The 26,998-nt window shown below is 66.1% G+C and carries 25 protein-coding genes; 13 read left to right on the forward strand and 12 right to left on the reverse strand.

Going from position 1 to position 26,998, the window contains the following annotated elements; translation table 11 throughout:
* Positions 1 to 188: 188 nt before the first annotated feature.
* Entirely contained in the window at positions 189 to 2,333 is a 2,145-nt protein-coding gene (locus tag Herbaro_RS16720; protein ID WP_275010744.1) for a putative bifunctional diguanylate cyclase/phosphodiesterase, read from the reverse strand.
* 281 nt (positions 2,334 to 2,614) lie between these two features.
* On the opposite strand from Herbaro_RS16720, the gene Herbaro_RS16725 reads away from it, so the two are divergent.
* Positions 2,615 to 4,210 (forward strand): FMN-binding glutamate synthase family protein, encoded by a 1,596-nt coding sequence (locus tag Herbaro_RS16725; RefSeq protein ID WP_275010745.1) that lies wholly within the window; start codon positions 2,615 to 2,617, stop codon positions 4,208 to 4,210.
* Between the two features lie 111 nt (positions 4,211 to 4,321).
* Here the strand turns inward: Herbaro_RS16725 and Herbaro_RS16730 are convergent, their stop codons facing one another.
* The 5 genes from Herbaro_RS16730 to ugpQ form a co-directional block, all read right to left on the reverse strand.
* The gene (locus Herbaro_RS16730; RefSeq protein ID WP_275010746.1) at positions 4,322 to 4,558 is read right to left on the reverse strand and encodes a sulfurtransferase TusA family protein; all 237 of its coding nucleotides are present in this window, start codon (positions 4,556 to 4,558) and stop codon (positions 4,322 to 4,324) included.
* Between the two features lie 124 nt (positions 4,559 to 4,682).
* Positions 4,683 to 5,237 (reverse strand): NUDIX domain-containing protein, encoded by a 555-nt coding sequence (locus Herbaro_RS16735; RefSeq protein WP_275010747.1) that lies wholly within the window; start codon positions 5,235 to 5,237, stop codon positions 4,683 to 4,685.
* Positions 5,238 to 5,280: 43 nt separating this feature from the next.
* Entirely contained in the window at positions 5,281 to 7,905 is a 2,625-nt protein-coding gene (gene alaS, locus Herbaro_RS16740; RefSeq protein ID WP_275010748.1) for an alanine--tRNA ligase, read from the reverse strand.
* Positions 7,906 to 8,240: 335 nt separating this feature from the next.
* Positions 8,241 to 8,462: a hypothetical protein gene (locus tag Herbaro_RS16745; RefSeq protein WP_275010749.1), complete on the reverse strand. Its 222-nt coding sequence runs from the start codon at positions 8,460 to 8,462 to the stop codon at positions 8,241 to 8,243.
* Positions 8,463 to 8,687: 225 nt separating this feature from the next.
* A complete protein-coding gene (ugpQ, locus tag Herbaro_RS16750; protein WP_275010750.1) occupies positions 8,688 to 9,464 on the reverse strand; it encodes a glycerophosphodiester phosphodiesterase in 777 nt (258 codons plus the stop codon).
* 250 nt (positions 9,465 to 9,714) lie between these two features.
* Between ugpQ and Herbaro_RS16755 the strand changes: the two genes are divergently transcribed.
* Together Herbaro_RS16755 and Herbaro_RS16760 are read left to right on the forward strand one after the other, a co-directional pair.
* Positions 9,715 to 10,884, forward strand: coding sequence for a sensor histidine kinase (locus Herbaro_RS16755; protein WP_275010751.1), 1,170 nt, complete (start codon positions 9,715 to 9,717; stop codon positions 10,882 to 10,884).
* 34 nt (positions 10,885 to 10,918) lie between these two features.
* A complete protein-coding gene (locus tag Herbaro_RS16760) occupies positions 10,919 to 11,722 on the forward strand; it encodes a LytR/AlgR family response regulator transcription factor (protein WP_275010752.1) in 804 nt (267 codons plus the stop codon).
* A gap of 93 nt (positions 11,723 to 11,815) precedes the next feature.
* Here the strand turns inward: Herbaro_RS16760 and Herbaro_RS16765 are convergent, their stop codons facing one another.
* Positions 11,816 to 11,962, reverse strand: a complete 147-nt coding sequence (locus tag Herbaro_RS16765; RefSeq protein WP_275010753.1) for a hypothetical protein — start codon at positions 11,960 to 11,962, stop codon at positions 11,816 to 11,818.
* A gap of 250 nt (positions 11,963 to 12,212) precedes the next feature.
* Between Herbaro_RS16765 and Herbaro_RS16770 the strand changes: the two genes are divergently transcribed.
* Positions 12,213 to 13,964: a glutamine--tRNA ligase/YqeY domain fusion protein gene (locus Herbaro_RS16770; protein ID WP_275010754.1), complete on the forward strand. Its 1,752-nt coding sequence runs from the start codon at positions 12,213 to 12,215 to the stop codon at positions 13,962 to 13,964.
* Between the two features lie 110 nt (positions 13,965 to 14,074).
* Positions 14,075 to 14,437, forward strand: coding sequence for a hypothetical protein (locus Herbaro_RS16775; protein WP_275010755.1), 363 nt, complete (start codon positions 14,075 to 14,077; stop codon positions 14,435 to 14,437).
* 41 nt (positions 14,438 to 14,478) lie between these two features.
* Here Herbaro_RS16775 and Herbaro_RS16780 read toward each other — a convergent pair whose 3' ends face one another.
* Positions 14,479 to 15,462 carry a transporter gene (locus Herbaro_RS16780; protein WP_275010756.1) on the reverse strand — a complete coding sequence of 328 codons (984 nt, stop codon included), beginning with the start codon at positions 15,460 to 15,462 and terminating at the stop codon, positions 14,479 to 14,481.
* 184 nt (positions 15,463 to 15,646) lie between these two features.
* Here Herbaro_RS16780 and Herbaro_RS16785 point away from each other — a divergent pair, with 184 nt between their 5' ends.
* Positions 15,647 to 16,054 (forward strand): hypothetical protein, encoded by a 408-nt coding sequence (locus tag Herbaro_RS16785; RefSeq protein ID WP_275010757.1) that lies wholly within the window; start codon positions 15,647 to 15,649, stop codon positions 16,052 to 16,054.
* Positions 16,055 to 16,069: 15 nt separating this feature from the next.
* On the opposite strand, the gene Herbaro_RS16790 is transcribed toward Herbaro_RS16785, so the two are convergent.
* Positions 16,070 to 16,303 (reverse strand): hypothetical protein, encoded by a 234-nt coding sequence (locus Herbaro_RS16790; RefSeq protein WP_275010758.1) that lies wholly within the window; start codon positions 16,301 to 16,303, stop codon positions 16,070 to 16,072.
* 377 nt (positions 16,304 to 16,680) lie between these two features.
* The gene (locus Herbaro_RS16795; RefSeq protein WP_275010759.1) at positions 16,681 to 17,976 is read right to left on the reverse strand and encodes a solute carrier family 23 protein; all 1,296 of its coding nucleotides are present in this window, start codon (positions 17,974 to 17,976) and stop codon (positions 16,681 to 16,683) included.
* 312 nt (positions 17,977 to 18,288) lie between these two features.
* Between Herbaro_RS16795 and Herbaro_RS16800 the strand changes: the two genes are divergently transcribed.
* From Herbaro_RS16800 to sbcB, 5 genes are all read left to right on the forward strand, one after another.
* Complete coding sequence (locus tag Herbaro_RS16800) at positions 18,289 to 18,720, forward strand: DUF2721 domain-containing protein (RefSeq protein ID WP_275010760.1); 432 nt, start codon at positions 18,289 to 18,291, stop codon at positions 18,718 to 18,720.
* 117 nt (positions 18,721 to 18,837) lie between these two features.
* Positions 18,838 to 19,140, forward strand: a complete 303-nt coding sequence (locus Herbaro_RS16805; RefSeq protein ID WP_275010761.1) for an antibiotic biosynthesis monooxygenase family protein — start codon at positions 18,838 to 18,840, stop codon at positions 19,138 to 19,140.
* Between the two features lie 187 nt (positions 19,141 to 19,327).
* Positions 19,328 to 19,927 carry a YqhG/Tai3 family protein gene (locus tag Herbaro_RS16810; RefSeq protein ID WP_275010762.1) on the forward strand — a complete coding sequence of 200 codons (600 nt, stop codon included), beginning with the start codon at positions 19,328 to 19,330 and terminating at the stop codon, positions 19,925 to 19,927.
* A 290-nt stretch (positions 19,928 to 20,217) separates the two neighbouring features.
* On the forward strand, positions 20,218 to 20,772 hold the full coding sequence (locus tag Herbaro_RS16815; RefSeq protein ID WP_275010763.1) for a YqhG/Tai3 family protein: 555 nt from the start codon (positions 20,218 to 20,220) through the stop codon (positions 20,770 to 20,772).
* 100 nt (positions 20,773 to 20,872) lie between these two features.
* A complete protein-coding gene (sbcB, locus tag Herbaro_RS16820; RefSeq protein ID WP_275010764.1) occupies positions 20,873 to 22,306 on the forward strand; it encodes an exodeoxyribonuclease I in 1,434 nt (477 codons plus the stop codon).
* Between the two features lie 28 nt (positions 22,307 to 22,334).
* Here sbcB and Herbaro_RS16825 read toward each other — a convergent pair whose 3' ends face one another.
* The gene (locus Herbaro_RS16825; RefSeq protein ID WP_275010765.1) at positions 22,335 to 22,835 is read right to left on the reverse strand and encodes a nucleoside 2-deoxyribosyltransferase; all 501 of its coding nucleotides are present in this window, start codon (positions 22,833 to 22,835) and stop codon (positions 22,335 to 22,337) included.
* Between the two features lie 250 nt (positions 22,836 to 23,085).
* A complete protein-coding gene (locus Herbaro_RS16830) occupies positions 23,086 to 25,548 on the reverse strand; it encodes an acyl-CoA dehydrogenase (RefSeq protein ID WP_275010766.1) in 2,463 nt (820 codons plus the stop codon).
* Between the two features lie 261 nt (positions 25,549 to 25,809).
* Here Herbaro_RS16830 and ypfJ point away from each other — a divergent pair, with 261 nt between their 5' ends.
* Together ypfJ and Herbaro_RS16840 are read left to right on the forward strand one after the other, a co-directional pair.
* Positions 25,810 to 26,694 carry a KPN_02809 family neutral zinc metallopeptidase gene (ypfJ, locus tag Herbaro_RS16835; protein WP_275010767.1) on the forward strand — a complete coding sequence of 295 codons (885 nt, stop codon included), beginning with the start codon at positions 25,810 to 25,812 and terminating at the stop codon, positions 26,692 to 26,694.
* 12 nt (positions 26,695 to 26,706) lie between these two features.
* Positions 26,707 to 26,991 (forward strand): hypothetical protein, encoded by a 285-nt coding sequence (locus Herbaro_RS16840; RefSeq protein ID WP_275010768.1) that lies wholly within the window; start codon positions 26,707 to 26,709, stop codon positions 26,989 to 26,991.
* Positions 26,992 to 26,998: the final 7 nt, after the last annotated feature.

Below are 26,998 nucleotides of genomic sequence, written 5' to 3' on the forward strand. Positions count from 1 at the left end.
TGCGGACGGCCGATCTGCACCTTTATCAACTACCGGCCTTACGTCAACGAGCCGTTGTCTGCCGCAAGGGTTGCGGCGGTCGGGCGCAAGGCATCAAAAGTTCTGCGCGGAGTGTAGCACAAAGATTTCCGGGGTTGGGCGCTGTTGCAAGGCCAAGACAACTATTTCCGGCCATTGTCAGCGCCGCGTCAGTCCCCGGACAGGCGGCGCGCCTCCAACTCCAGCCGCGCGGTGAAGTCATCGGCGCTCATCGGCTTGCCAAAGTAATAACCCTGCACCTGATCGCAGCCATTTTCCCTCAGGAAAGCATGCTGCTCCTCATCCTCCACGCCCTCGGCGATGACCCGCAGGTTGAGGATGTGCGCCAGCGAGATCACCGCCTTGACGATGGCTGCGCTGTCGGCGTCGCGGGCGATGTCGCGCACGAAGGACTTGTCGATCTTGAGCGCGTCCACCGGGAAACGGCGCAGATAGGACAGGCTGGAGTAGCCGGTGCCGAAGTCGTCCACCGAGATCTGCAGCCCCAGTCGCTTCAGGGTATGCAGCGTGGCCACGGTTTTTTCGGCGTCCTTCATGACCACGTTCTCGGTGATCTCCAGCTCCAGCCAGGCGGCCGACAAGCCGCTCTGGGCCAGCACCCCGGCCACGAATTCGGGCAAGGCCTGGTTCATCTGGCGCGGCGACAGGTTCACCGCCACCGGGATCGGCGGCAGGCCTGCATCCTGCCAGGCCTTATTCTGGCGACAGGCGGTGCGCAGCACCCACTCGCCGATGGGCACGATCAGCCCGGCCTCTTCGGCAAAGGGGATGAAACGGTCGGGCGGGACCATGCCCTGCTCCGGCGAATCCCAGCGGATCAGCGCCTCGGCGCCGATGATGCGGCCGTCCTTCAGGCTCAGCTTGGGCTGGTAGTACAGCTTGAACTCCTGCTGGTCGAGCGCGCGGCGCAAGCTGATCAGCATTTCCAGGCGGTTGCTGACCTGGGTGTCCATCCAGGGCGCGAAGAACTGGAAGTTGTTGCGCCCCTGCTCCTTGGCCTTGTACATGGCCGAATCGGCGTTCTTGAGCAGGGTCTCGACGTCGCGGCCGTCGGCCGGATAGCGGCTCACGCCGATGCTTGACGTGATGTGGAATTCGCGGTCGCCGGCCTGCCACGGGCGCGACACCGCCGCCAGGATGCGCTGCATTACCTCGGCGATGCCGGCTTCGCCGGTCTGGTTCTGCAGCACCAGCACGAACTCGTCGCCGCCCTGGCGCGCCACCATGTCGGAGTCGCGCAGGCAGGATTGCAGGCGCTGCGCCACCGTCTTGAGGAGCTCGTCGCCGACCTGGTGGCCCAGGCTGTCGTTGATGAACTTGAACTGGTCGAGATCGACGAAGGCCACCGCGGTCAGCCCGCTTTTCTGGCGCGCGCCGGCGATGGCGCGCTGCAGGTGGTCGTGCAACATGTTGCGGTTGGGCAGCCCGGTCAGCGCGTCGTGCGTGGCCTGGTGGCGGATCTCGGCCTCGTAGAGCTTGCGCTCGGTGATGGCTTCCACCGTGCCCTCGTAGCAGACCAGGTTGCCGGCCTCATCGCAGACCGCGCGCGCGTTCTCCGAGATCCAGATGATGTCGCCGTCGCGGCGGTACACGCGCGACTCGAAATTGGACACCGAGCCGCGCTCCTCCATCAGCCGCATGAATTCGCTGCGCCGCTCCGGCTCGACGTAGAGCTGGTGGCGGATGTCGCGCAGGCCGACGATCAGGTCTTCCGGCGAGCGGTAGCCATAGATGCGCGCCAGCGCCGGGTTGACCGCGATGTAGGTGCCGTCCGGCGTGGTCTGGAACACCCCCTCGATGGCGTTCTCGAAGATGCTGCGATAGCGGCGTTCGGCCTCTTGCAGCGCCTGCGCGGCTTCCTTGCGTTCGGTGATGTCCTGCATGAAGCCTTCAATCGCCTCGACCTTGCCGGCGCCGCCGTAAATGCCCACGCCGCGCCCCCACACCCAGCGCACCACGCCGTCGGCGCGCACGATGCGGTACTCGACGTCGATGCGATGCCTGCCGCGCAGGCAATCTTCCACATGGATGCGCACCATCTCGCGGTCATCCTGGTGGATCAGGTCGACGAAGGACAGCCGCTGGTTCAGCAGCAGGTCCTCCGGCAGGTAGCCGGTCAGTTCCAGGCAGCCTTCGCTGACGAATTCCATGCTCCATTGCGCATCGTCGCGGCAGCGATAGACCACGCCGTCGAGATTGACCAGCAGGGTTTCGAGCAGGCGCGGCGAACGCGGAATGGACTGCATCGACGGCGACTGTCCGTCGGGAAAGACCGATAAAGCTGCTGTTTTCATATGAACTGCGTGCGCCTCGCCCCGCTGCGGATGTGAACAGTGATGTCGTTTGGCCACCCTCATCGGGGCGGCTTCGTATGCCGCAATACCTAAGCAATAAAGATGCCATTGCCGCCGCACAGGGCCGCGACGCCTCGTCCGGGCAAATCGCAGGTAAAGACCCCTCAATTCCACACAATCGCCAACTCTGCCGTGGCGTTAGAATCCTGAAAACTTTCGGCGCAGGTTTCCGATCCGGATCGTATCGCCATCACAACGACAACAGGGCAGACTATTTCACCATGTGGGCAAACCGTTATTTCGTGTTCTGGTCGGTCATCATCCTGTCCACCGCGCTGGTGCTGCTGGCTGCAGGCCAATTCATCGGCTGGGGCTGGTCGCTCATCCCGCTGGCGCTGTCGGCGATCGGCATCCGCGACCTCGCGCAGCGGCGCCACGCAGTGCTGCGCAACTACCCGCTGATCGGGCATTTCCGCTTCATGTTCGAGTCCATCCGTCCGGAAATCCGCCAATATTTCATCGAAGGCGAAATGGACGGCCGCCCGTTCTCGCGCAAGAAGCGCAGCATCGTCTACCAGCGCGCCAAGGCCGACGTCGACAGCCGCCCCTTCGGTACCGAGCTGGACATGCAGCAGGCGGGCCATGAATGGATAGGCCACTCGCTCTCGCCCACCAAGATCGCCAGCCACGACTTCCGCGTGACCGTCGGCGAAGGCCTTGCCCAACCGTATTCGATGTCGGTGTTCAACGTCTCGGCGATGAGCTTCGGCTCGCTCTCGGCCAATGCCATCCGCGCGCTGAACCACGGTGCGAAGAAAGGCAACTTCGCGCACGACACCGGCGAAGGCTCGGTCTCGGAATATCACCGCGAATTCGGCGGCGACCTGGTGTGGCAGGTGGCCTCGGGCTACTTCGGCTGCCGTAACGCCGATGGCAGCTTCAACGAGGAGAAATTCGCCGCCCAGGCGCAGGCGCCGCAGATCAAGATGATCGAGGTGAAGCTGTCGCAGGGAGCCAAACCCGGCCACGGCGGCGTGCTGCCGGCAGCCAAGATCACGCCGGAGATCTCCGCCACGCGCGGCATCCCGATGGGCGTCGACTGCATCTCGCCGGCCGTGCACTCGTCGTTCTCGACGCCGGTCGGCCTGCTGGAATTCATCGAGAAGCTGCGCCAGCGCAGCGGCGGCAAGCCGGTCGGCATCAAGATGTGCATCGGCCACCCATGGGAATTCTTCGGCATCGCCAAGGCCATGCTGAAGACCGGCATCGTGCCCGACTTCATCACCGTGGACGGCTCCGAAGGCGGCACCGGCGCGGCGCCCCTGGAGTTCGTCGACCACGTCGGCATGCCGCTGCAGGAAGGTTTGCTGATGGTGCACAACACCCTGGTGGGCATCGGCCTGCGCGACAAGGTGAAGATCGGCGCCGGCGGCAAGATCGTCACCGCCTTCGACCTGGCGCGCACGCTGGCGCTGGGCGCCGACTGGTGCAACTCGGCGCGCGGCTTCATGTTCGCGCTGGGCTGCATCCAGTCGCAGAGCTGCCATACCGACCGCTGCCCCACGGGCGTAGCCACCCAGAACGCCCATCGCGCCCGCGCGCTGGTGGTGCCGGACAAGGCCGAGCGCGTCTACCGCTTCCACCAGAGCACCCTGCACGCCTTGCAGGAACTGGTGCAGGCGGCCGGCCTGCCGCACACCTCGGCGCTGCGCCCGCACCACATCGTCCGACGCATCAACGACCACGAGATCCAGCTCATGTCCAACGTGCTCAAGTACCTGGAGCCCAACGATTTGCTGGACGGCAATTACCGCTATCAGGTCTATGAAAAGTTCTGGCCCATCGCCCGCGCCGAAAGCTTCCATCCGGAATTCTGAAATTAGGCCGGATCTTCAGGCAAGAAAAAAGCCCGCATCTGCGGGCTTTTTCATTGGTCGCCTGGCGCCGGCGGGATGCGAATTGCTGCACCTGCGCCAGCTCGGCGGGAATCACTTGCGCTTCATGAAGAAGATGAACTCCTGCTCGTCGTTCTTCGATTGCTCCAGCAGGTCGTTGCCGGTCTGCTTGGCGAATGCCTGGAAATCCCGCACCGAACCGGTGTCGGTGGCGGTAACCCTGAGCACTTGGCCGCTTGCCATATCGGCCAGGGCCTTCTTGGTCTTGAGGATGGGCAGCGGACAGTTCAGGCCGCGCGCATCCAGTTCCCGGTGAAATTCAATGGTCATTACTTCGACTCAAAATTGGAATACAACGAAAACGATTTTACTGCAAAGATGCGCCGAGTTGATGCGTCGCACAAGATCTGTTGTATTCACCGCACTAAGATTGTGCAATAGCAACTAATCCTGACTATTTGGCGATCTGGGGCGTCTCGATCGGCGTGCTGGAACCGGCGAACTCCACGTACTGCACCGGCAGCTGGCGCGAGCGCATCCAGTCCGCCACCGCGTGGCCGGTGCCGGCCGGCCAGGGGCGCAGGTCGGCCGGCGCCGACAGGCGGTATTCGAGCAGCTCCGGCGAAAGCTTGATGGCGCCGCTGGCCTTGACGTAATAGGCGATGATCAATTCATTCTTGCGCATGAATTCATACACGCCGATCAGCTCGATGTGCTGCGCGTCGAGATCGGTTTCTTCCTTGATCTCGCGCGCGATGCCCTGCTCCGGCGTCTCGTCGCGCTCCATGAAGCCGGTGATCAGGGCGAAGCGTCCTTCAGCCCAGGCCGCATTGCGCGCAGTGAGCATCTTGCCGTCGACTTCAACCAGCGCCGCCAGTACCGGCAAGGGGTTGTCCCAATGGGTCCAGTGGCCGTCGGGGCACGCCAGGCGCAGCTTGCCGGCCTCCCCTTCGTCGGCGCGCAGCTCCAGGGAAGTCGCGCATACCGGGCAAAACTTGAAATCGCTCATCGGGCTCTCCGTGGCCTGTGGATGATGGACAGCAAACGCAGGGTCAGAGCTTGGCGCCGACCCAGTCGGCCACGCCTTGCAGCGCGCCGGGCAAGCCGGCCGGCTCGGTGCCGCCGGCTTGCGCCATGTCGGGGCGACCGCCGCCCTTGCCGCCGACCTGCTGGGCGACGAAGTTGACCAGCTCGCCGGCCTTGACCTTGCCGGTGGCGTCGGTGGTGACGCCGGCGATCAGGCTGACCTTGCCGTCCTTCACCGACGCCAGCACGATGGCCGCGGTCTTGAGCTTGTCCTTGAGCTTGTCCATGGTCTCGCGCAGGGTGGTGACGTCGGCGCCTTCCAGCGTCGCGGCCAGCACCTTGATGCCCTTGATGTCGACGGCCTGGCTCGACAGTTCGTCGCCCTGGCTGGAAGCCAGCTTGGACTTCAGCGCGGCCAGTTCCTTCTCCAGCGCCTTGACCTGGTCCTGCACCTGGCCGATGCGCGGCAGCAGTTCTTCCGGCTGGGTCTTGAGCGCGGCGGCCGCTTCGGCCACGCGCGCGGACAGCGACTGCACCAGCGCCAGCGCGCCTTCGCCGGTAACGGCTTCGACGCGGCGGATGCCGGCGGCGACGCCGCCTTCGGAGACGATCTTGAACAGGCCGATGTCGCCGGTGCGCTCGACGTGGGTGCCGCCGCACAGCTCGGTCGAAGTGCCGATCGACAGCACCCGCACCTCGTCGCCGTACTTCTCGCCGAACAGCGCCATGGCGCCGGCGGCGATCGCATCGTCATAACCCATCAGCTTGGCGCCGGTGGCCACGTTGGCCAGCACTTCGCGGTTGACGATGTCTTCCACGCGGCGGATTTCATCGGCCGTCAGCGGCGCGTTGTGGCTGAAGTCGAAACGGGTCTTGTCGGCGTCGACCAGCGAACCCTTCTGCGACACGTGCACGCCCAGGACTTCGCGCAGCGCCTTGTGCATGAGGTGGGTGGCGGAGTGGTTGCGCATGGTGCGCGCGCGCTGGTCGGCGTCGACCTTGGCTTGCACCGTGTCGCCCACGGCCAGGGCGCCCTTGATCAATTGGCCATGGTGGCCGAACACGTCGGCCTGGATCTTTTGCGTGTCGGCCACGGCGAACAGGCCGCCGGCCGCTTCCAGCGCGCCGGCGTCGCCGCCCTGGCCGCCGGACTCGGCGTAGAACGGCGTGGTGTCCAGCACCACGATGGCGTCCTGGCCGGATTCGATCTTCTGCACCGGCGAGCCCGCCACGTACAGCGCGACCACCTTGGCCTGCTGCGCCAGCGCTTCATAGCCGACGAACTTGGTCTTGTCGCCGGTGTACTCGATGGCGGCCGCCATCTTGAACTTGCCGGCGGCGCGCGCGGCGTTCTTCTGGCGTTCCATGGCGGCGTCGAAGCCGGCCTCGTCCAGCTCGACATTGCGCTCGCGGCAAATGTCGGCGGTCAGGTCCAGCGGGAAGCCGTAGGTGTCGTACAGGGTGAAGGCGGTCTCGCCGTCCAGCTTGGCGGTGTTGGAAGCGAGCGCGGCTTCCAGGATCTTCATGCCGTGCTCCAGCGTTTCGCCGAAGCGTTCTTCTTCCTGCTTCAGGACCATCTCGACGCGCTGCGCCGCTTCCGGCAGCTCGGGATAGGCCGCGCCCATCTGCTCCACCAGGTCCTTGACCAGCTTGTGGAAGAACGGCTTGGTCTGGCCCAGCTTGTGGCCGTGGCGCAGGGCGCGGCGGATGATGCGGCGCAGGACGTAGCCGCGGCCTTCGTTGCCGGGGATGACGCCGTCGACGATCAGGAAGGAGGTCGCGCGGATGTGGTCGGCGATGACGCGCAACGAGGCGTTGGTGAGGTCATCGACGCCGGTCTCGCGGGCGGCGGCCTTGATCAGCGCCTGGAACAGGTCGATCTCGTAGTTGCTGTGCACGTGCTGCAGGATCGCGGCCAGGCGCTCCAGGCCCATGCCGGTGTCGACGCAGGGCGCCGGCAGCGGGGTCAGCGTGTATTCGCCGGTGGCCGGGTCGAGCTGGCGGTCGAACTGCATGAACACGTTGTTCCAGATCTCGATGTAGCGGTCGCCGTCCTGGTCCGGGCTGCCCGGGGGGCCGCCCCAGACGTCCGGGCCGTGGTCGTAGAAGATCTCGGAACAGGGGCCGCAAGGGCCAGTCTCGGCCATCTGCCAGAAGTTGTCGGAGGCGTAGGGCGCGCCCTTGTTGTCGCCGATGCGCACCACGCGCTCGGGCGGCAGGCCGATTTCCTTGGTCCAGATGTCGTAGGCTTCGTCGTCGGTCTGGTAGACGGTGGCCCACAGCTTGTCGGCCGGCAGGCCGTAGACCTTGGTCAGCAGCTCCCAGGCCCACTTCAGCGATTCGCGCTTGAAGTAGTCGCCGAAGGACCAGTTGCCCAGCATCTCGAAGAAGGTGTGGTGGCGCGCCGTGTAGCCGACGTTTTCCAGGTCGTTGTGCTTGCCGCCGGCGCGCAGGCAGCGCTGCACCGAGGTGGCGCGCACGTAGTTGCGCTTGTCGGTGCCGAGGAACACATCCTTGAACTGAACCATGCCGGAGTTGGTGAACAGCAGGGTCGGATCGTTGCCGGGGACCAGGCTGGACGACCGGACGATGGTGTGTCCTTGGGATTCAAAGAATTTCAGAAACTTATCGCGAATTTCGGCTGAGTTCATGTTCGAAGGCTTGGTAGTAGACCTGATAGACCGGATAGATAGACGGTGCAAAAAATGATTGCGAACCGACGATTATACGTGATACTGCGCCCCTTAAGCAGCCCCGGGGATGGCGCCGGGGAGGTTGCCTGCGAGACATCGCCCGCCGCGCCCGCGGCATTCCCGGCCCATTGCCGCGGCAGGCGAAAAAAAACCCGCCGGACATGGTCCGACGGGTCACAGGGCAGGCTGCTCCGGCATGGCGCGCAGCGCGCGCCAGCGGTCCTTAACAGCGGCAACCCACCCTTCCGGTAATTCCCTGCGGCCCCGGGCTCATGCCGGCGCCGCGCGGCCGATCAGGCGCCCTTGTTGATGGGCACGGCCGGCGTGGCCTTCTTGGCGTGTTTCTTGTGCTTCTTGTGCTTCTTCGCCTTCTTGGCGTGCTTCTTGTGCTTCTTGTGCGCCGGCTTGGCGGCCGGGGCTTCTGCGGCAGGAGCAGCGGCCGGTGCGGGCTGTGCCAGGACCGGCATGGCGAAGGCGGCGACGAGTACGGCTGCCAGCAGTTTGTTGATCTTCATCGTTTTCCTCTATCTCTCAGTGTTGTGTATCACAAGTCTCCGGCGCTCACTTCGCCGGCCTTGTGCTTGTGTAACGCGTTCGCCCGGCAATCGTTGACAGCGCCCGCGGCACATTCCCCCATGGCGCCGATGCCGGCTTGCAGATGATCATAGCCAGCGCCGCCGGATTCAGTCCCTCGGTAAGAGCGATATTTTCGGCTCAATTCGCCGCAGCGCGTTTGGCATTCACCATGCGTGGGCGGAAATCAGATCGACGCGGTCGGTGCAGAAAGCATCCACGCCCCATTCGCGGATCTCGGCCGCGCGCGCCGGATCGTTCACGGTGTAGCAGAACAGCCCATAGCCGGCGGCCTTGACCCGGCCCGCCAGTTCGGGCGTGAGGTTCTTGTGGCTGGTGTGCAGGGCGACCGCGCCGAGCGTGCGCAGGCGCTGCTCCCAGTCGGCAGGAATGACGTCCACCAGGAAGCCGCGCGGCAGGTCGGGGGCCGCCTGGGCAGCCGCCATCAGCGCCTCGAACGAGAACGACGACAACACCGGCAGCGACGCCGCGCCGGCGGCGTCAGGCTTCTCGCGCAAGGCCGCCAGCAGGCCGTCAAAACGCCGCCGCACCGCCAGCGCCGCCAGCTCGCCGGTGCGGCGCGCCTGCTCCGGCGCGCCCGGCTTGATCTCGACGTTCATCCAGATGCCGTGCTCAAGGCAGAAGTCCAAACCTTGCTCCAGCGTGCACACGCGCTCGCCGGCAAAGGCCGGGCCCAGCCAGCCGCCGGCATCGAGTTCGCGCAGCTCGTCCCAGTCGGCCGCGGCGATCGCGCCCTCCCCCGGCAGCGTGCGGCCGCGCTTGGGGTCGTGCATCAGGATGGGCACCTCGTCGCGCGTGAGCATGACGTCGAACTCTGCCGCGCGGTAACCGAACTGCAGGCCGGTGCGAAAGCCGGCCAGGGTGTTTTCCGGCGCCAGCGTGCCGCCGCCGCGGTGCGCGAGAATCTTGGGATAGGGCCACATGTCGGTTCTCCGTTGCTCTGTTGGTAGGGTCCGGTTGTGCTACCGGCCGGGGCATAAGGTAGAGCAGAACGGGCCGCGCTTCAAGCGCTTCGCGCCGGCGCCGGCGCATTTCGTCGCACCGCGCTGGCGCGCGTGCGCGATCCGGCGCAGGGTGGCGGCCATGCCATCCGGCTGGACGGCGCGACGGGGAATCAGGATACTATTCACGCCCGCGCGTTGCGCGCCGCCCGCTCCACTGAATTGCAAGAGAATGAACCAACGAGATACCTCCGTCCATCCCCGCCTGATCCTGCTGCTGCGCGAGCTGGCCAAGTCGCTGCTGCCCACGCTGGTGATCAACCTGATCTGCGCGCTGGTCGTCACGTACCTGATGCGCATCGGCGACGGCTTTTACCAGAACCTGCAGGCGGCGATGTGCATCGGCATCCTGGCGATGCTGCTGATCAACGGCGCGCGCCTGGCCATCTGGGGCGAGGGGCCGCCGCACAAGGGCGGTTTCGCCGCGCTGCTGCTGGTGCTGGCGCCGCTGTCGGTGCTGCTCGGCCGCCTGCTGGCCGGCGCGCTGACGGGCCAGATGCCCAAGTCCCTGCTGCCCGAGGACGCCGACAACATCATCGGCGTGATCGTGGTGACCTTCCTGGCCTGCTTCGGCGCCGCGCTGTACTTCTGGAACCGCCAGAAGATCGCGGCCCTGCAGGCCCACGCCAGCCAGGTCGAAAAGCACGCGGCGCAAGCCCAGCTGCAGATGCTGCAGGCCCAGATCGAGCCGCACATGCTGTTCAACACGCTGGCCACGCTGCAAACCCTGATCGCCACCGAACCGCTGCACGCGCAGCAGATGCTGGACCAACTGATCCAATACCTGCGCACCACCCTGTCGGCCTCGCGCGCCGACAGCACCTCGCTGCAAAAGGAATTCGACCTGATCAAGGCCTATCTCGGCCTGATGTCGCTGCGCATGGGCATGCGCCTGTCGTACACGCTGCAGCTGCCGGAGCACCTGGGCCGGCTGCGCCTGGCGCCGATGCTGCTGCAGCCGCTGGTGGAAAACGCCATCAAGCACGGCCTGGAGCCCAAGGTCGAGGGCGGCAATTGCACCGTGCGCGCCTCCATCCACAACGACATGCTGGTGCTCTCCGTGTTCGACACCGGCGTCGGCCTGCCCACCGGCGTGAGTTTCAACCAGCCCTCGCCCAAGGCCGAGCTGGCGGCGGTGACCGGCAGGAAGGAACCTGAGATCGGCATGCACTTCGGCCTGGAAAACATCCGCGAGCGCCTGGTCACGCTGTACGGCCCGCTGGCCGAATTGATCATCACCCACAACGTGCCCGGCGGCGCGATGGCGCAGATCACCGTTCCGCTCAAGTCGCTCAGGGCCGCGCACCGCTCTGCGCGCGGGCCGCGCAACGGCGGCCGCTGAGACCGCCCGGATTGCCCTGTTCCACGGAGGACGCATGCCGCAAGCCACCGCACTGATCGCCGAAGACGAACCGCTGCTGGCCAACGCCCTGCGCCAGGCGCTGCAACGCGCCTGGCCCGAGCTGGCGCCGCCGCGGCTGGCCGCCAACGGCAACGAGGCGTTGGAGCAGGCCCTGGCGCAGCCGCCCGATGTGCTGTTCCTGGACATCCGCATGCCCGGTCGCAGCGGCCTGGAGGTGGCGCGCGAACTGGCCGAGGACTGGCCCGGCGATCACCCCTTCCCGCTGATCGTTTTCGTCACCGCCTACGACAACTACGCGGTGGAAGCCTTCGAGCGCGCCGCCGTCGACTACCTGCTCAAGCCGGTCAACGATGCCCGCCTGGCGGCCAGCGTGCAAAGGCTCAAGGCGCTGCTGGCGCAGCGCGCGGCCGACGGCCGGGATCCACGCCTGGAACGCGCGCTGGACCAGTTTCGCGCGCTGGCGGCGCAGGAACAGGACCCCCTGCCCGCCGCCCGGCTGGACATCATCCGCGCGGCGGTGGGCAACCAGGTGCGGCTGATCCCGGTGGACGATGTGCTGTATTTCGAAGCCACCGACAAGTATGTCAACGTGGTCACCGCCGAAGGCCAGGCGCTGATCCGCACCAGCCTGCGCGAGCTGATCCCCCAGCTCGATCCCCGGCAGTTCTGGCAGGTGCACCGCGGCACCGTGGTGCAGGTGCGCCAGGTGCAGGCGGCAGTGCGCGACGAAGCCGGCAAGCTCTCGCTGCTGCTGCGCGGCCGGCCGGAGAAACTTGCGGTCAGCCGGCTGTTCGCCCACCTGTTCCGGCAGATGTAGCGCCATGAAAAAAGCCGCGCCGTCGCAGGGGACGGACGCGGCCAACACGAAATTCGATTCAAGCGCCCGGTGTTGCCGCCGGGACATGCGCGCTCAGCGCCCGTAGTAGTAGCCCGGCCCCGGCCCATAATATGGACGGTAGTAGTGCGGATGCGACGGGCCGGCCGGCACCACCACGCAGGCGGACAAGGTAGCCGCCGCGACGCACGCGGCCACCAGCAGTTTGGCGATTCGTTTCATGATGCCCTCCTTGGATGATCGGGGTTCTGCCTGACCCGGACCGACGCCGGATCACGCAGGCAGATTGCCACCCGGGCGTCATGACAGGTAATTCGCAGCCGTATCATCTGTAACAGGATGAGGAAAAGCGCCCGGCCCCGGGCCGCGCCGAAATTTCCCGCCCCTGCCCGCGCGCAGCCCGATGAAAGCGGGGCGCGTGCGGTAAAATGCCTGCCATCTGTATAAATAGGCATTTCTCCCGATTCAACCCATGAGCAACGAACTGAAAAACGGACACACCCCGACGCCCTCCACCAATTTCCTGCGCGGCATCATCGAGGCCGACCTGGTCTCCGGCACCTACGCCAAACGCAACGGCAAGGAAGGCCAGGCGCTGCCGCAGGTGATCACCCGTTTTCCGCCCGAGCCCAACGGCTACCTGCACATCGGCCACGCCAAGTCGATCTGCCTGAACTTCGGCCTGGCCGCCGACTACGCCGGCCGTTGCCACATGCGCTTCGACGACACCAATCCGGAGAAGGAAGAGCAGGAGTACGTCGACACCATCCTCGACTCGGTCAAATGGCTGGGCTTCTCGTGGGAGCATGAGGGCAAGCCTCACCTGTACTACGCCAGCAACTACTTCGACGTCATGTACGCCAGCGCCCAGGCGCTGATCCGCCGCGGCCTGGCCTATGTCGACGAACAGAACGCCGAGCAGATGCGCGAGAACCGCGGCACCCTGACCGAACCCGGCAAGAACTCGCAATGGCGCGACCGCCCGGCTGAGGAATCGCTGCGCCTGTTCGAGGAAATGCGCGACGGCAAGCATCCCGACGGCTCCATGATCCTGCGCGCCAAGATCGACATGGCCAGCCCCAACATGAACCTGCGCGATCCGGCCATCTACCGCATCCGCCACGCCACCCACCACAACACCGGCGACAAGTGGCGCGTGTACCCGATGTACACCTTCGCGCACCCGATCGAGGACGCGCTGGAAAACATCTCGCACTCGATCTGCACGCTGGAGTTCGAAGACCAGCGCCCGTTCTACGACTGGCTGCTGGAACACCTGGCCGAGGAAGGCTTCTTCAAGAAGCCGCTGCCGCGCCAGTACGAATTCGCGCGCCTGAACCTGACCTACATCATCACCAGCAAGCGCAAGCTGCGCCAGCTGGTGGACGAGAACATCGTCTCCGGCTGGGACGATCCGCGCATGCCCACCATCGTCGGCCTGCGCCGCCGCGGCTACACGCCCGAGGCGATCCGCCTGATGTGCGACCGCACCGGCGCCTCCAAGCACAACAGCTGGATCGACTACAGCGTGCTGGAAGGCGCGCTGCGCGAAGACCTCGACCCCAAGGCGCCACGCGCCGTGGCCGTGCTGCGCCCGCTGAAGCTGATCATCGACAACTTCCCGGCCGGCCAGAGCATCGACTGCAGCGCGCCGGTCTATCCGCCCGCGCACCCGGAACACGACACCGCGCATCGGCACTTCCCGATCACCCGCGAACTGTGGATCGAGCGCGAGGACTTCATGGAAGAGCCGACCAAGGGCTACTTCCGCCTGTTCCCCGGCAACAAGGTGCGCCTGCGCTACGGCTACGTGGTCGAATGCACCGGCTGCGACAAGGACGAGAACGGCAACGTCGTCGCCGTGCATTGCAACTACTTCGAAGACAGCAAGAGCGGCACCGAAGGCAGCTCGAACTACAAGGTCAAGGGCAACCTGCACTGGGTCAGCGCCGAGCACGCGCTGGCCACCGAGGTGCGCCTGTACGACCGCCTGTTCTCGGACGCCCATCCCGACGCCGGCGGCAAGGATTTCCTGGCCGCGCTGAACCCGAACTCCAAGGAAGTCATCACCGCCTACCTGGAGCCGACGCTGAAGACCGCCAAGGCCGGCGAGATCTACCAGTTCGAGCGCCACGGCTACTTCGTGGCCGACCGGGTCGACTCGACCGAAGGCAAGCCGGTGTTCAACCGCGCGGTCACGCTCAAGGACAGCTGGGGCAAGTAAGCGCGCCGCAGGCAGCACAAGCACGGGCGGCGGCGACCTGCGAGCGCCGCCCGGCTCCACCACAAGACGCGGCGACGCGGCATACGCAGGCAAGCAAGAGGGGAAGGCTCATGTTCGAGCAGATCAAGATCCAGCGCATGTCGATGGGCACCATCTACAAGCTGCTGGCCATCGGCACCACGTTTTCGCTGGTGCCGTTTTCGGTGCTCATGGGCGTGCTCTCGCTGTTCGGCGCGCAGACCATCACCTGGGACGGCAAGCACCTGATCGGCTATGACGGCCTGATCGCCTCGCCCTTCATCGGACTGTTCCTGTCCTTCTTCGTCACGCTGTTCCTGGGCACGCTGTGCACCATCGGGCTATGGCTGTACTCGCTGTGGCGCCCGCTGTCGCTGCGCGTGGAACCGATCGACAACCTCGACATCGATCGCCTGATCCGCGAGAGCGAAGAAGCGATGGCCGAGCGCGACTGAGCGTCGCCGGCCGATGCGCGTCCGGCCTAGAAAATCTTCACCTAGAAGATCTTCATCCACCTGAGGAAGGCTACCGTCGCCACCCCCAGGCCGCCCATCGCTCCCATCACGATCCAGAACGAAGTCTCGTCGTGCAGGCCGGGCAGGCCCGCCACGTTCATCCCGAAAATCCCCGACACCAGCGTGGCCGGCATCAGCAATGCGGTCAGGATCGACAGCGCCATCAGGTTGCGGTTCATCTGTTCCGACATCTGCGAGGCGATCTCTTCCTGCAGCAGCTTGGCGCGTTCATAGACCGCCTCCACCGTGGAGTGCAGCTCATTGAGTTCGTCCAGCGCGTGGGTCAGGTCTTCCATTGCTTCAAGCGGCACCCAGGACGGGCGCAGGCGATTGAACTGCGCCAGGATGCGACGCTCGGGCGCGATGAAACGGCGCAGCTCGGCCAACTGGCGGCGGATGCCTGAAAGCTCGCTGCGGTCTTCCGGACGGCGATCCGAGAGCACCGAGAATTCGATGTCGTCGACCTTGTCGTTGAGTTTGTCCAGGCGCGCATTGAAACCGTCGGCCAGGCAGCGCAGCAGTTCGGCGAACAGATCCATCGGGTTGTCGAACTCGGCGCCGTCCAGCACCTTCTGGCGCAGCATGTTGGTCGACAGCAGCGGCTGGGTGCGCAGCGTCAAGAGGCGCGTGCGGTCCAGGTAGAAATGCAGCGCGCCCTTCTCGGTGCCGGTGTCGCCGATCTCCATCTTCATGTCGGTCAACGTGCCGTAGACGCCATCGGGCGTGGCGTGCAGGCCGGGGTGGGTGTCGCTGCTGAGCAGGAACTCGGTGATGTATTCGGGCACTCCGCTGTGGTGCTCCATCCAGTGCTGGACCTTGACGTCGGCGGTCTTCACATGCACCCACGAAAACGAGGGCGCCACCGTGCGGCAGTCCAGCACGTCGTTCCACTTCATCTGGCTGGCGCGGCTGTCGTCGAAGCGGAAGGCGCAGATGAATCCCGCCGGCTCGTAGAGCAGATGCAAGGCTTGGTTGGTTTCCGGCGGGTTTTGCATGGGAGGCCGAGGCGAGGATGAGGGACGAGGCATTCTAACGGCCCACTTTGACAAATTTGTGACAGGGCCATGACGCCCACGACGCCCCGGCGCAGAACTTTTCCCGCGCCGCGCCGCTCGCACCCATGTCGACCATCATCAACAGGAGAAAAACATGACGCGAGGAAACAGGATTGCCGCCGCCCTGCTGGCGCTGGGACTGATGGCGGGCGCCGGCGCGGCATCGGCCCAGTCGGCCGCGCCGGCCTACATGAACGGCGGCATCGGCCAGGGCGAGCAGGACGCGATCAAGGCCGCCGCCCGGGACTACAACCTGCACCTGCTGTTTTCGCAGAACAATGGCGAGTACATCAGCGACGTCAGGCTGGACATCACCGACACCCGCGGCGGCGCGCTCCTGTCATTGCCCTCGGCCGGGCCGATGACCAATGTGCGGTTGCCGCCCGGCCAATACAAGGTGTCCGCGAGCTACAAGGGTGAGGGCAAATCGCAGCAGGTCACCGTGATGGAGGGCAAGACCAGCAACCTCTCGCTGCGCTGGGGTGGGGGCGCGACCCAATGAGGCCCGCGCCGCAGGTCAGTAGCTGAAGCTGCGATTGCCCCAGGCTTCGCGCGCGGCGTCGCACACCTTGATCTGGGCCGAGCTCATGCCGGAGGTGCCGTTGAGCGAGCACTGGTCGGACACCGACTTGGCCTCGTCGATATGCTGGCGGAAATAAGCGTAGTCCTTCTTGCCGGCGACGGCGTCGCAGGCCGACAGCAAAGGCAGTGCGACGCACAGCAGTGCGGACAGGCGGATGAAAGTGTTCATGCTGCGGTTCCCCTTGGTGATGCGGTACGGGCAGTGCCCGAAGAAGTGCAGGACCGCGATCCTGGCGCGGCGGCAAGGTCGGCTGGCGTCTGCTTGGCTTTTTCCCTGCGTTGTCTGCGTGCGCGTGTGACCTTGCGCGTCCGGCGATGGCGGCCTCCCTCCCCGGGAGCCTGATCGCGGGCGCGCTCGCTGCGACGCCGCAAAGTATAGTCAGCAAATCCTGATTGCTCAACGGAAATCTTCAGCGCCGGCGCTGTGTTCCACGCTTTTGCGCGCGCTGTGCTTTCCCCGCCGGCAAGATCGGCGGTAAAGCTTGTACAAATGAAAAGGGCCGGTCTGCGCGACCGGCCCTTTTTTCATTCCGCCAACAGCTGCGCTCAGCCGCGACGCCTGAGCAGCGCGTGCAGGATGATGGCGCCGAAGGTGGCGGTGCCGATGCCGCCCAGCGCGAAGCCGCCCAGCTTGAGGGTGAAGTCGCCGGCGCCCAGCACCAGCGTGACGGCGGCCACGATCAGGTTGGTGTTGTTGGAGAAGTCGACCTTGTTCTCGACCCAGATGCGCGCGCCGGAAACCGTGATCAGGCCGAACACCACGATCGACACGCCGCCCAGCACCGCGCCTGGAATGGTCAGGATGGCGGCGCCGAACTTGGGCGAGAAGCCCAGCAGGATGGCGATCGCCGCCGCCACCACGAACACCAGAGTGGAATAGATCTTGGTCACGGCCATCACGCCGATGTTCTCGGCATAGGTGGTCACGCCGGTGCCGCCCACGCTGCCCGAGAGCATGGTGGCCAGGCCGTCGCCGATGAAGGCGCGACCGATGTAGCGGTCCAGGTTCTGGCCGGTCATGGCGGACACCGCCTTGATGTGACCCAGGTTCTCCGCCACCAGGATGATGGCCACCGGCGCCAGCAAGGCCATCGCGCTGCCCTGGAACACCGGCGTGGCGAAGTGCGGCACGCCGAACCAGGCGGCGTTGGCCACGCCCGAGAAGTCGATCGGCTTGCCCAGGCCGGCGCCGTTGGTCAGGATGGCGTAGATGACATAGGCCAGCAGCAGGCCCACCAGGATCAGCAGGCGCTGCAGCATGCCGCGCGTGAACACCGCGACGAAGCCCACACAGAGCACGGTGGCCAGCGCCATCCAGGCGTCGAAATTGTTACCGGTCACGCCCTTGACGGCGATCGGCGCCAGGTTCAGGCCGATCACGGCCACCACAGAACCGGTCACCACCGGCGGCATCAGGCTTTCGATCCAGCGCGTGCCCACGCCCGAGACGATCAGGCCGATCACGGTGTAAGCCGCGCCGCAGGCGATGATGCCGCCCAGCGCCACGCCCAGGTTGGCGTTGGCGCCGGAGCCGGCGTAGCCGGTCACGGCGATCACCAGGCCGATGAAGGAGAAGCTGGAGCCGAGATAGCTCGGCACGCGCCCGCCCACCAGCAGGAAAAACAGCAGCGTGCCCACGCCCGACATCAGGATCGCCAGGTTGGGATCGAACCCCATGAGCAGCGGCGCCAGCACGGTCGAGCCGAACATGGCCACCACGTGCTGCACGCCCATGGCCAGCGTCTGCGGCGCGGGCAGGCGCTCGTCGGCGGCGATGACGGCGCCCTGGCCGTCGCTGGTGCTGCTGCGCAGCCGCCATTGGGGGAAGTAAGAACCCGGCATGGATATCCCTTTCGTTATGTTATGAATTATTGGGTCATTGGATTTGCATGAACGGGGGCTAGTGTATTGAGCGGCAAGCCAAATAACAATTGGTCTGGCAGCCGCCGCGGCAAAAAATATCAAAAAGATTTTCCGGCGCGCGGGCGATGCCGCCCACCGGTGCAAAAAGCGCCGCCTCGACGCCCGCTTGCCCCAAAAAAGACGGCGGCCGGCGATGTGCGCGAGAACTTGCACCATCTCCCTCGCCGGGCATGTTTCTTGCGCCTTGGGAGCGGTTAGAATCACGCCGCCGCGTCCGAGAACGATATGTCCATGATGAACCTCACCACTCCCGCCTTGCTGTTTCCCGCCACCTCGCTGCTGCTGCTGGCCTATACCAACCGCTTCCTGGTGCTGGCCCAGCTGATCCGCAACCTGCAGACGCAGGACAGGAACGACGGCCGCGACCGGGTGATCCGCCAGATCCTCAACCTGCGCAAGCGCATCGTGCTGACCCGCTACATGCAGGCGCTGGGCGTGTCCAGCTTCATCATGTGCGCGGTGTCGATGTTCCTCATCTTCATCGAGCGCGACCACCTGGCCGAAGCCTTCTTCGGCCTGAGCCTGTTCCTGCTGGTGCTGTCGCTGGTGGTCTCGCTGTGGGAAATCATGATCAGCACGCGCGCCATCGAGATCACGTTGGAAGACATGGCGCAAAAACTGAGCAGCGCCTCGACCACTGCCCCGCGCCGCGCCGGGGAATGAATCCATTTCACCGGCCGCGCGAATTTTCTTGAACGCGGCGGCCGGGGGAAAATGTGATAATCGTCCGGCCTTGCCCGGCGCGCCCGCGCCGCAAGCCCCTTCGACAATGGAGACCACATGATCCTGGAACTGGCGGACATCCGCATCCAACCCGGCAAGCAAGCCGAATTCGACGAAGCCATCCAGCGCGGCATCGCGCAGACCATCGCCAAGGCCCGCGGCTACCTCGGCCACAAGGTCCAAAAGGGCGTGGAAGCGCCGGAGCGCTATCTGCTGATGGTCCATTGGGCCACCCTGGAAAACCACACCGTCGACTTCCGCGAGTCGCCCGCCTTCACCGAATGGCGCGGCATCGTCGGCCCCTTCTTCGCCGCGCCGCCCAGCGTCGAGCACTTCTCGCTGCTGGCGCAATCGGCCTGATCCGGCCCGCCATCCTGACGCAAGGCCGCCGCCGGCGGCTTGCGGAACGATTGCGCCGGCGCCCGGACTAACGGGCGTGCAAGCCCTGCCCGGCGCTTGCACGAATGACAAGCCGCCGGCCACGATCGGCCACACCCGCACAGCCACAACAAGAGCGAGCGCCCCGCCGCGCGCCAGGAACATCCGGATGACCAGACAGCCACGCCCGCCAGCCCCCGCCCCCCATACCATCCGTCGCCGCAGCCGCATCGTGGCCGGCGCCTGCTCCCTGACCGCCGCCGCGGCCCTCGCGCTGGCCGGCTGCGGCAACGCCGGCAGCGACGAGGAGCGCCAGGCCGAGGTGGTCGGCGCCTTCTATCGGATCCACATCAAGAACAATGCCCCCGGCCTGCCCTCGGCCGAGGAGCTCAGGCAATTCCAGCCGCTGGTCAGCCGCGCGCTGTACCAGCTGCTGACGCAGGCCGAGGCGGCCGACGTGCGCTACCACGCCGTAGCCGGCACGCAGGCCCCACCCATCGTCGAGGGCGACCTGTTCACTTCGCTGTACGAAGGCGCCACCTCGTTCTCGGTGGTCTCCTGCGACACCGAGGACCTGCGCTCGTCCTGCCAGGTCGCCTTCAAGTACGGCCGGGACGGCGCCTCCGAAGCCTGGAACGACAAGATCCTGCTGGTGCTTGAAGACAAGCAATGGCGCATCGACGATATCGAATTCATCGGCAGCGACCAATCCTCGCAGCGCGAATACCTGACCGACACCCTCGCCGACGCCATCCAGGGCGCCGAATAGGGCGCAGCGCGGCTTTCCGTTCAGGCAACTGTCAGGTTGCAGTGAATTGGCGGCTTTTTGGCGATGTGTTCTCGGCCTGATCGCGGCGCCGACAGGCGTAAGCTTGCCCCAAGGAATGCTTGTCGTTTTGCCACCGGCGCCAACGCCGGCGATGGTCGCCGCGTATGCGCCGGCGCACGCATCGGGCGAGCATCGAAACGCACCCCACAGCACACGAAAAGCAATACGCGCCGGCACCCGCCGATGAAGCGTCGGGATCGCGCGGCGGCCGTACAAAGGGAGAACCAACAGTGAATCGGATCGGCAACACACTCATCATCGCGGCAAGCCTGCTGCTGTCGGCTTGCGCCAGCAATGAGGAGGGCAAGGCGAAGGACCTGCTCAACGAGTTCTACCAGGCGCACAACGCCGCCCACCCCTCGGGCGCGCTGACGTTGAAGGAGCTGATCACCTTCCGCCGCTTCCTCTCGGTGCCGCTGTTCGACCTGCTCAAGGATGTCTCGGTGGCCGAAGAAACCCGCGTGGCCCAGTCGGCCGCCGATCCGCTGCCGCCGCTGTTCGAAGGCGACATCTTCACCGCCAATCCGGCCGGCGCTTCCACCTTCCGCGTGCTCCAGTGCGAGATGCAGGAACGCGAGAGCACCTGCTCGGTGGAACTGATCTACAGCGACGCCAAGCTCAAGTCGCCCGCCAAGTGGACCGACAAGGTGCAGCTCACGCGCGACGCCCGCGGCTGGGTGATCGACAACATCAGCTATGCCGGCGGCGCCGCGCCCATGCGCAGCGGCAACCTGCAGGATGCCTTGGGCAAGCTCTTGAAGCGCGACGCGCCGCCGCTGCAGTAATTCCCCGCCCGCCGGAAAACCCGTGCCCGATGCCGCCTCGATGCGGCCGGCGGGCGCGGAAGCTCTATAATCGCGCGATCGACTTTTCACAGACGCCGCGATGTCCACTACTTTCCTCTGGCACGACTACGAAACCTTCGGCGTGGTGCCGCGCCGCGACCGCCCCGCGCAGTTCGCCGCCGTGCGCACCGATGCCGAACTGAACGAGGTCGGCGAGCCGATCATGATCTACTGCAAGCCGGCGCCGGACTATCTGCCCGACCCGGTCTCCTGCCTGATCACCGGCATCACCCCGCAGCAGTGCCTGGAGCAGGGCCTGCCGGAACATGAGTTCGCCGCCCGCATCGAGCAGGCGATGGCCGAGCCCGGCACCATCGGCGTGGGCTACAACACTATCCGCTTCGACGACGAGGTCACGCGCTTCATGTTCTGGCGCAACCTGATCGACCCGTACGCGCGCGAATGGCAGAACGGCTGCGGCCGCTGGGACCTGCTGGACGTGGTGCGCCTGTGCTACGCGCTGCGCCCCGACGGCATCGTCTGGCCGACCAAGGAAGACGGCAGCGTCAGCTTCAAGCTGGAGCACCTGTCCAAGGCCAACGGCCTGGCGCACGAGGCCGCGCACGACGCGCTGTCCGACGTGCGCGCCACCATCGCGCTGGCGCGCCTGATACGCGAAAAGAATCCGCGCCTGTTCGACTTCGCCCTGGCCCTGCACAAGAAAGACCGCGCCGCCGCCGAGATCGGCCTGCCGGTCAACAAGCCCTTCCTGCACGTCTCGGGCATGTTCCCGGCGGTCAACGGCTGCTTGGCGCTGATGTGGCCGCTGGCGATGCATCCGACCAACAAGAACGAGGTGATCGCCTGGGACCTGTCGGCCGACCCGGCCGAGCTGGCGACGCTGGACGCCGCCACCGTGCGCCAGCGCATGTTCAGCAAGCGCGAAGACCTGCCCGAGGGCGTCACCCGCCTGCCGGTCAAGAGCATTCACCTGAACAAGTCGCCGATGGTGGTCGGCAGCCTCAAGACGCTGTCCGCCGCGCGCGCCGCCGAGCTCAAGGTCGATGTCGAAGCCGCGCTGCGCCACGCCGACATCGCCGCCGCCCTGCCCGACCTGTCCGCGCTGTGGCGCGAGGTGTTCCGTCGCGAACCCGAGGGCCCCGCCGATGTGGACGAGGATCTCTACGGCGGCTTCGTCGGCAACGGCGACCGTCGCCAGCTGCAGCAGCTGCGCAGCCTGCCGCCGCAAGCGCTGGCCGGCGCCAGCGTGGCTTTCGACGACGGCCGGCTCAACGACATCCTGTTCCGCTACCGCGCGCGCAATTTCCCCGACACGCTCAGCCCCGAAGAGACCCAGCACTGGGAAGAACACCGCGCCGCGCGCCTGTTCGAAGGCGCCGGCAACGCGCGCACCGTGGCCCAGCTGTTCGAGCAGATCGACCGCCTGCAGGAGGAGCACGACGACGAGCGCACCCAGGACATCCTGGGCGCGCTGTACGACTACGCGGAGATGATTGCGCCGTCCAACATGTGACGGCCGAAGGAGAACTTATCGAGGCGGCTCAGGCGCGCTGCGCATGCCAGCGCGCCACCAGCTCCAGGCACGCGCGCAGGTCGCCGCGCACCAGTTCGCAGGCATGCGCCAGCATCAGGTTGCGCGGCAGGCCGAAGTCTTCGATGAGCATGCCGTCGCGGCAATAGCCAGGCTCGGCCTGCGGCACCTGCGCCAGCAGGTCGGCTTCAGGCGTGTTGTAGCACCACACCGGCTTGCCGCGCCCGACCGCGTAGCCGATCTCGAACACGGTGCCCGAATCCGGCTCATGGCCGCGAAAGTTACGGACATTGGCCACGACGTAATCGGCCGAATCGATCAGCGCCATGTTGATCTCGAAGATCGCGCGCGAGACCTCGTCCCGGCTATTCCCTGTCACCTCGTCATCGCCCGGGCACAGCGCCTGCAAACCCAGCTCGGCGCACCATTGCCGGATGCGCTCCTTGTGCTGCGCGTAGTCGCGCTGGAAGACGTCGGGGCCGGCCATGTAGATGCGGGGTTGCTGGGTCATGCTGGTTTCGTGAGGCGGTGGACTGGAAGCGCTCGAGGATACGCGAAATCGCGCCGGTGCGGGCCGGCCCGGGACAGGCTTCGATACGCCGCTGCGCGGCTACTCAGCCCGAACGGGGTGTGTAGGTACGCGACGAACGTCACTGGATCCCCGCTTTCGCGGGGACGACACGGAAGGAGTAATCAACACCGCCTCATGCTCGAGATCCGCACTACCTGTCGTTCCTGCGAAAGCGGGAACCCAGCGTCGTTCAAGGCAAGCGCCCAAGAATTTCATTACGATCGAAATCCGCAGAGAAGTCATCCACCTGCACCGTCAGATCCCCATAGTGCGCGAACTCATCCAGGGCCGCCTTCTCCTGCTCGGAAATGAAACCGCGCTCCAGCGCCAGGGCGTTCCAGCCCTTCATCTCGATCAGGCTTTGCGGCATGGCAGGCAGGGCGCCATCCTTGACATCCTGTTTCAGGCGATGCTCCAGCTGCTGCACCACCGGTGTCAGCGCGAACGCCCGCTCCCCGCACGCCAGCGGGTCGTCGCCGGTGGGCAGGTAGGCATCGGCCACCAGCCGGTCGCGGCTGGGGCCGGGCTTTTGCATGGCCTTCGCCACCAGCGTCCCGAGCGCATCCGAGGGCTTGCGATAGATCAGCCCCAGCGGAAAGATCGCCAGGCGCAAGCCGAACGCGATCCACGGATTGGGGAAATTGTGCAGCACGTCGACGATGGCCTCCTGCGCCCGGTGCAAGGCATCCTGCACCGACCATTCCACATACGGCAGATCCTCCTCCTGCCGGCCCTCGTCCTCGTAGCGCTTCAGCGTCGCCGAGACCAGGTAGAGCTGCGACAGCACATCGCCCAGCCGCGCCGAGATCCGCTCGCGCAATTTCAGCGTGCCGCCCAGCACGGCCATGCTGACGTCGGTCAGCAAGGCGAAGGCCGAGGACAGGTGCACCACGGAACGGTAGTAGCGCCGGGTCGGACGCGCCGCGTAGGAGGTAGCCGGCAGCAGGCGGCCGCCACTGATGCCGCCGACGAAGGCGCGCGCCTTGTTGGCGGCGACGAAGGACAGGTGCGAGAACAACAGCCGGTCAAACTCCTGCAGCGCGCGCTCGTGGTTGTCGTCGCCTGCCGCGGCCAGCTCCTGCAGCACATAGGGATGGCAACGGATCGCGCCCTGGCCGAAGATGATCAGGCAGCGCGTCAGGATATTGGCGCCCTCCACCGTGATGGCGATGGGGATCTGCTGATAAGCGCGCGCCAGGAAATTGCCCGGCCCCATGCAGATGCCCTTGCCGCCGATCACGTCCATGCCGTCGTTGACCACCATGCGCCCGCGTTCGGTCACGTGGTACTTGGAGATGGCCGAGATCACCGAAGGCTTCTCGCCGGCGTCCACCGCCAGCGCCGACAGCCGGCGCGTGGCGTCCATCATGTAGAGATGACCGCCCATGCGCGCCAGCGCTTCCTGCACGCCCTCGAACTTGCCGATCTCGATCTTGAACTGCCGGCGCATGGCGGTATAGGCGCTGGTGCCGCGCACCGCCAGCTTGGAAAAGCCCACATTGGACGAAGGCAGCGAAATCGCCCGGCCCGCGGCCAGGCATTCCATCAGCATGCGCCAGCCGCGGCCCACCTGGGCCAGGCCGCCGATCACCCAGTCCATCGGGATAAACACGTCCTGCCCCTGGGTCGGGCCGTTCTGGAACACCGCGTTAAGCGGCCAGTGGCGCCGGCCGGTGACCACGCCGGGATGGTCAGTGGGGATCAGCGCGCAGGTAATGCCGGGCTCGGCATTGTCGCCCAGCAAGCCATCCGGATCGCGCACCCGGAAGGCCAGGCCCAGCACCGTGGCCACCGGCGCCAGCGTGATGTAGCGCTTGCTCCAGCTGACCCGGAAGCCCAGCGTCTCCTGCCCTTCATGCATGCCGCGGCAGACCACGCCGACATCGGGGATGGCCGCCGCGTCCGAGCCGGCGTAGGGGCTGGTCAGCGCGAAGCAGGGAATCTCCAGGCCCTGCGCCAGGCGCGGCAGGTAGTGGCTCTTCTGCGCCTCGGTGCCGTAGTGCAGCAGCAGCTCGGCCGGGCCCAGCGAATTGGGCACCATCACCGAGATCGCCGCCGCCGAGCTGCGCGAGGCCAGCTTCATGATCACCTGCGAATGCATGTAGGCCGAGAACTGCTTGCCGCCGTACTGGCGCGGGATGATCATGCCGAGGAAGCCGCGATCCTTGATGAACTGCCAGGCCTCGGGCTGGATGTCCTGGTCCTTCACGCTGGTGTCCCAGTCGCTCACCATGGCGCACAGCTGCTCCACCTCGTTGTCCATGAAGGCCTGCTCTTCCGGCGTCAGGCGCGGCGGCGCCAGGTCGAACAGGCGGCGCCAGTCGGGCTTGCCGGAGAACAGCTCGGCATCCCACCAGACGGTGCCGGCCTCGATGGCGTCACGCTCGGTGGCAGACATGCGCGGCATGATCTTGCGGAACATGTCCAGCGCCGGGCGGCTGATCAGCGACTGCCGTATCGATTTGACGGCCACCAGCAAGGTCGGCGTCAACAACAGGATCGCGAGCAGCACCATCACCGGCAGTTCGACGCCGGCCAGCGGGCCGCCCAGCCAGATCCACACCGCCTCGGCCAGCAGCCAGGTCCAGGCGTTGACCCGCGCCATCATGAGCGCCAGGCAGCCGGCCACGAGAATGACGAGCCATAAGATCATGTGAAGCCTCCAATTCTGTTTTCTGATTTTTGTTCGACAGGCGGCGGCGCGGGCGCGCCGCGCTTCATCGTCCCACCAAATTGCGGCGGCGGAAAGGATTTCCGGTTTTACGCTGCAACATACCCCGCCGCCCCGAAGCCCGGCAATCGGACACTCCCCCTACGCCGCCGTCAGACAAAACCGACACGCCAGCGGCGCCCGGCTCCATTACAATCGCGCCATGGCGCCCGCGCGGCGCAGGCATTGCGAAGGAAACACATCATGAAATGGGAAGGCAACCGCGAAAGCGACAACGTGGAAGACCGCCGCGGCGAGGATGGCGGCGGAGGCGGCGGCCTGCCCTTCGGCGGCCGCTCGATCGGGCTGGGGACGGTGGCGGTGGCGCTGGTGGCGTCGTACTTCCTGGGCGTGAACCCGCTGACCATGTTGGAGCTGCTCTCCGGCGGCGGCCAGGCGCCGGTCCAGCAACAGCAGCATGCCCCGGCCCACAAGCCGCCGCCGCAAGACCAGATGGCGCGCTTCGTCTCGACCGTGCTGGCCGATACCGAAGACACCTGGGGTCCGATCTTCGCCGCCAACAACGCGCAATACGTGCGGCCCAAGCTGGTGCTGTTCTCCGGCAGCACGCCCACCGCCTGCGGCACCGGCCAGACCGCCACCGGCCCGTTCTACTGCCCGGGCGACCAGAAGGTCTACATCGACCTCTCCTTCTATGAGCTGATGAAGCAGCGCTTCAAGGTGTCGGGCAACTTCGCCCAGGCCTACGTGATCGCGCACGAGGTCGGCCACCACGTGCAGCACCTCCTGGGCATCTCCGACAAGGTCGACCGCGCGCGCCGCAACGCCGGCGAGAAGGAAGCCAACGCACTGTCGGTGCGCCTGGAACTGCAGGCCGACTGCTTCGCCGGCGTCTGGGCCTTCCACGCCGACCAGGCGCGCCACATCCTGGAACAGGGCGACATCGAGGACGCCCTGAACGCCGCCTCCGCCATCGGCGACGACGCCCTGCAGCGCCAGGCGCGCGGCACCGTGGTGCCGGACTCCTTCACCCACGGCACCTCGGCCCAGCGCGTGTCGTGGTTCAAGCGCGGCGTCACCGAGGGCCGGGTGAGCGCCTGCAACACCTTCGCCGCCAAGCAGCTCTGATCCGGGAAGAACATGACCCACGCATTCGAACAGCAACTCTCCTCCATGCGCCAGGCGCTGCGCGGCCTGCAGGACGGCCATACCGATGTCGCCGCCCTGTGCGCCGCCTGGCGCGAGCGGGGCGACCTCATGGCGGCGCTGCCGCCGCGCTACCTGCAGGTCGCCGAAGACCTCCTGGGCCGCCTGGAAGCTGGCAGCCTGTTCACCGAAGAAAGCTGTTCGTTCAGCCAGAAAGACCTGACCGACAGCCTCGACACCTGGCTCGACAAAGCCGGACAAACCCTGGCGCGGCCCTGAACCGCGC

The sequence above is a fragment of the Herbaspirillum sp. WKF16 genome (assembly GCF_028993615.1).
Taxonomy (GTDB): Bacteria; Pseudomonadota; Gammaproteobacteria; order Burkholderiales; family Burkholderiaceae_D; genus Herbaspirillum.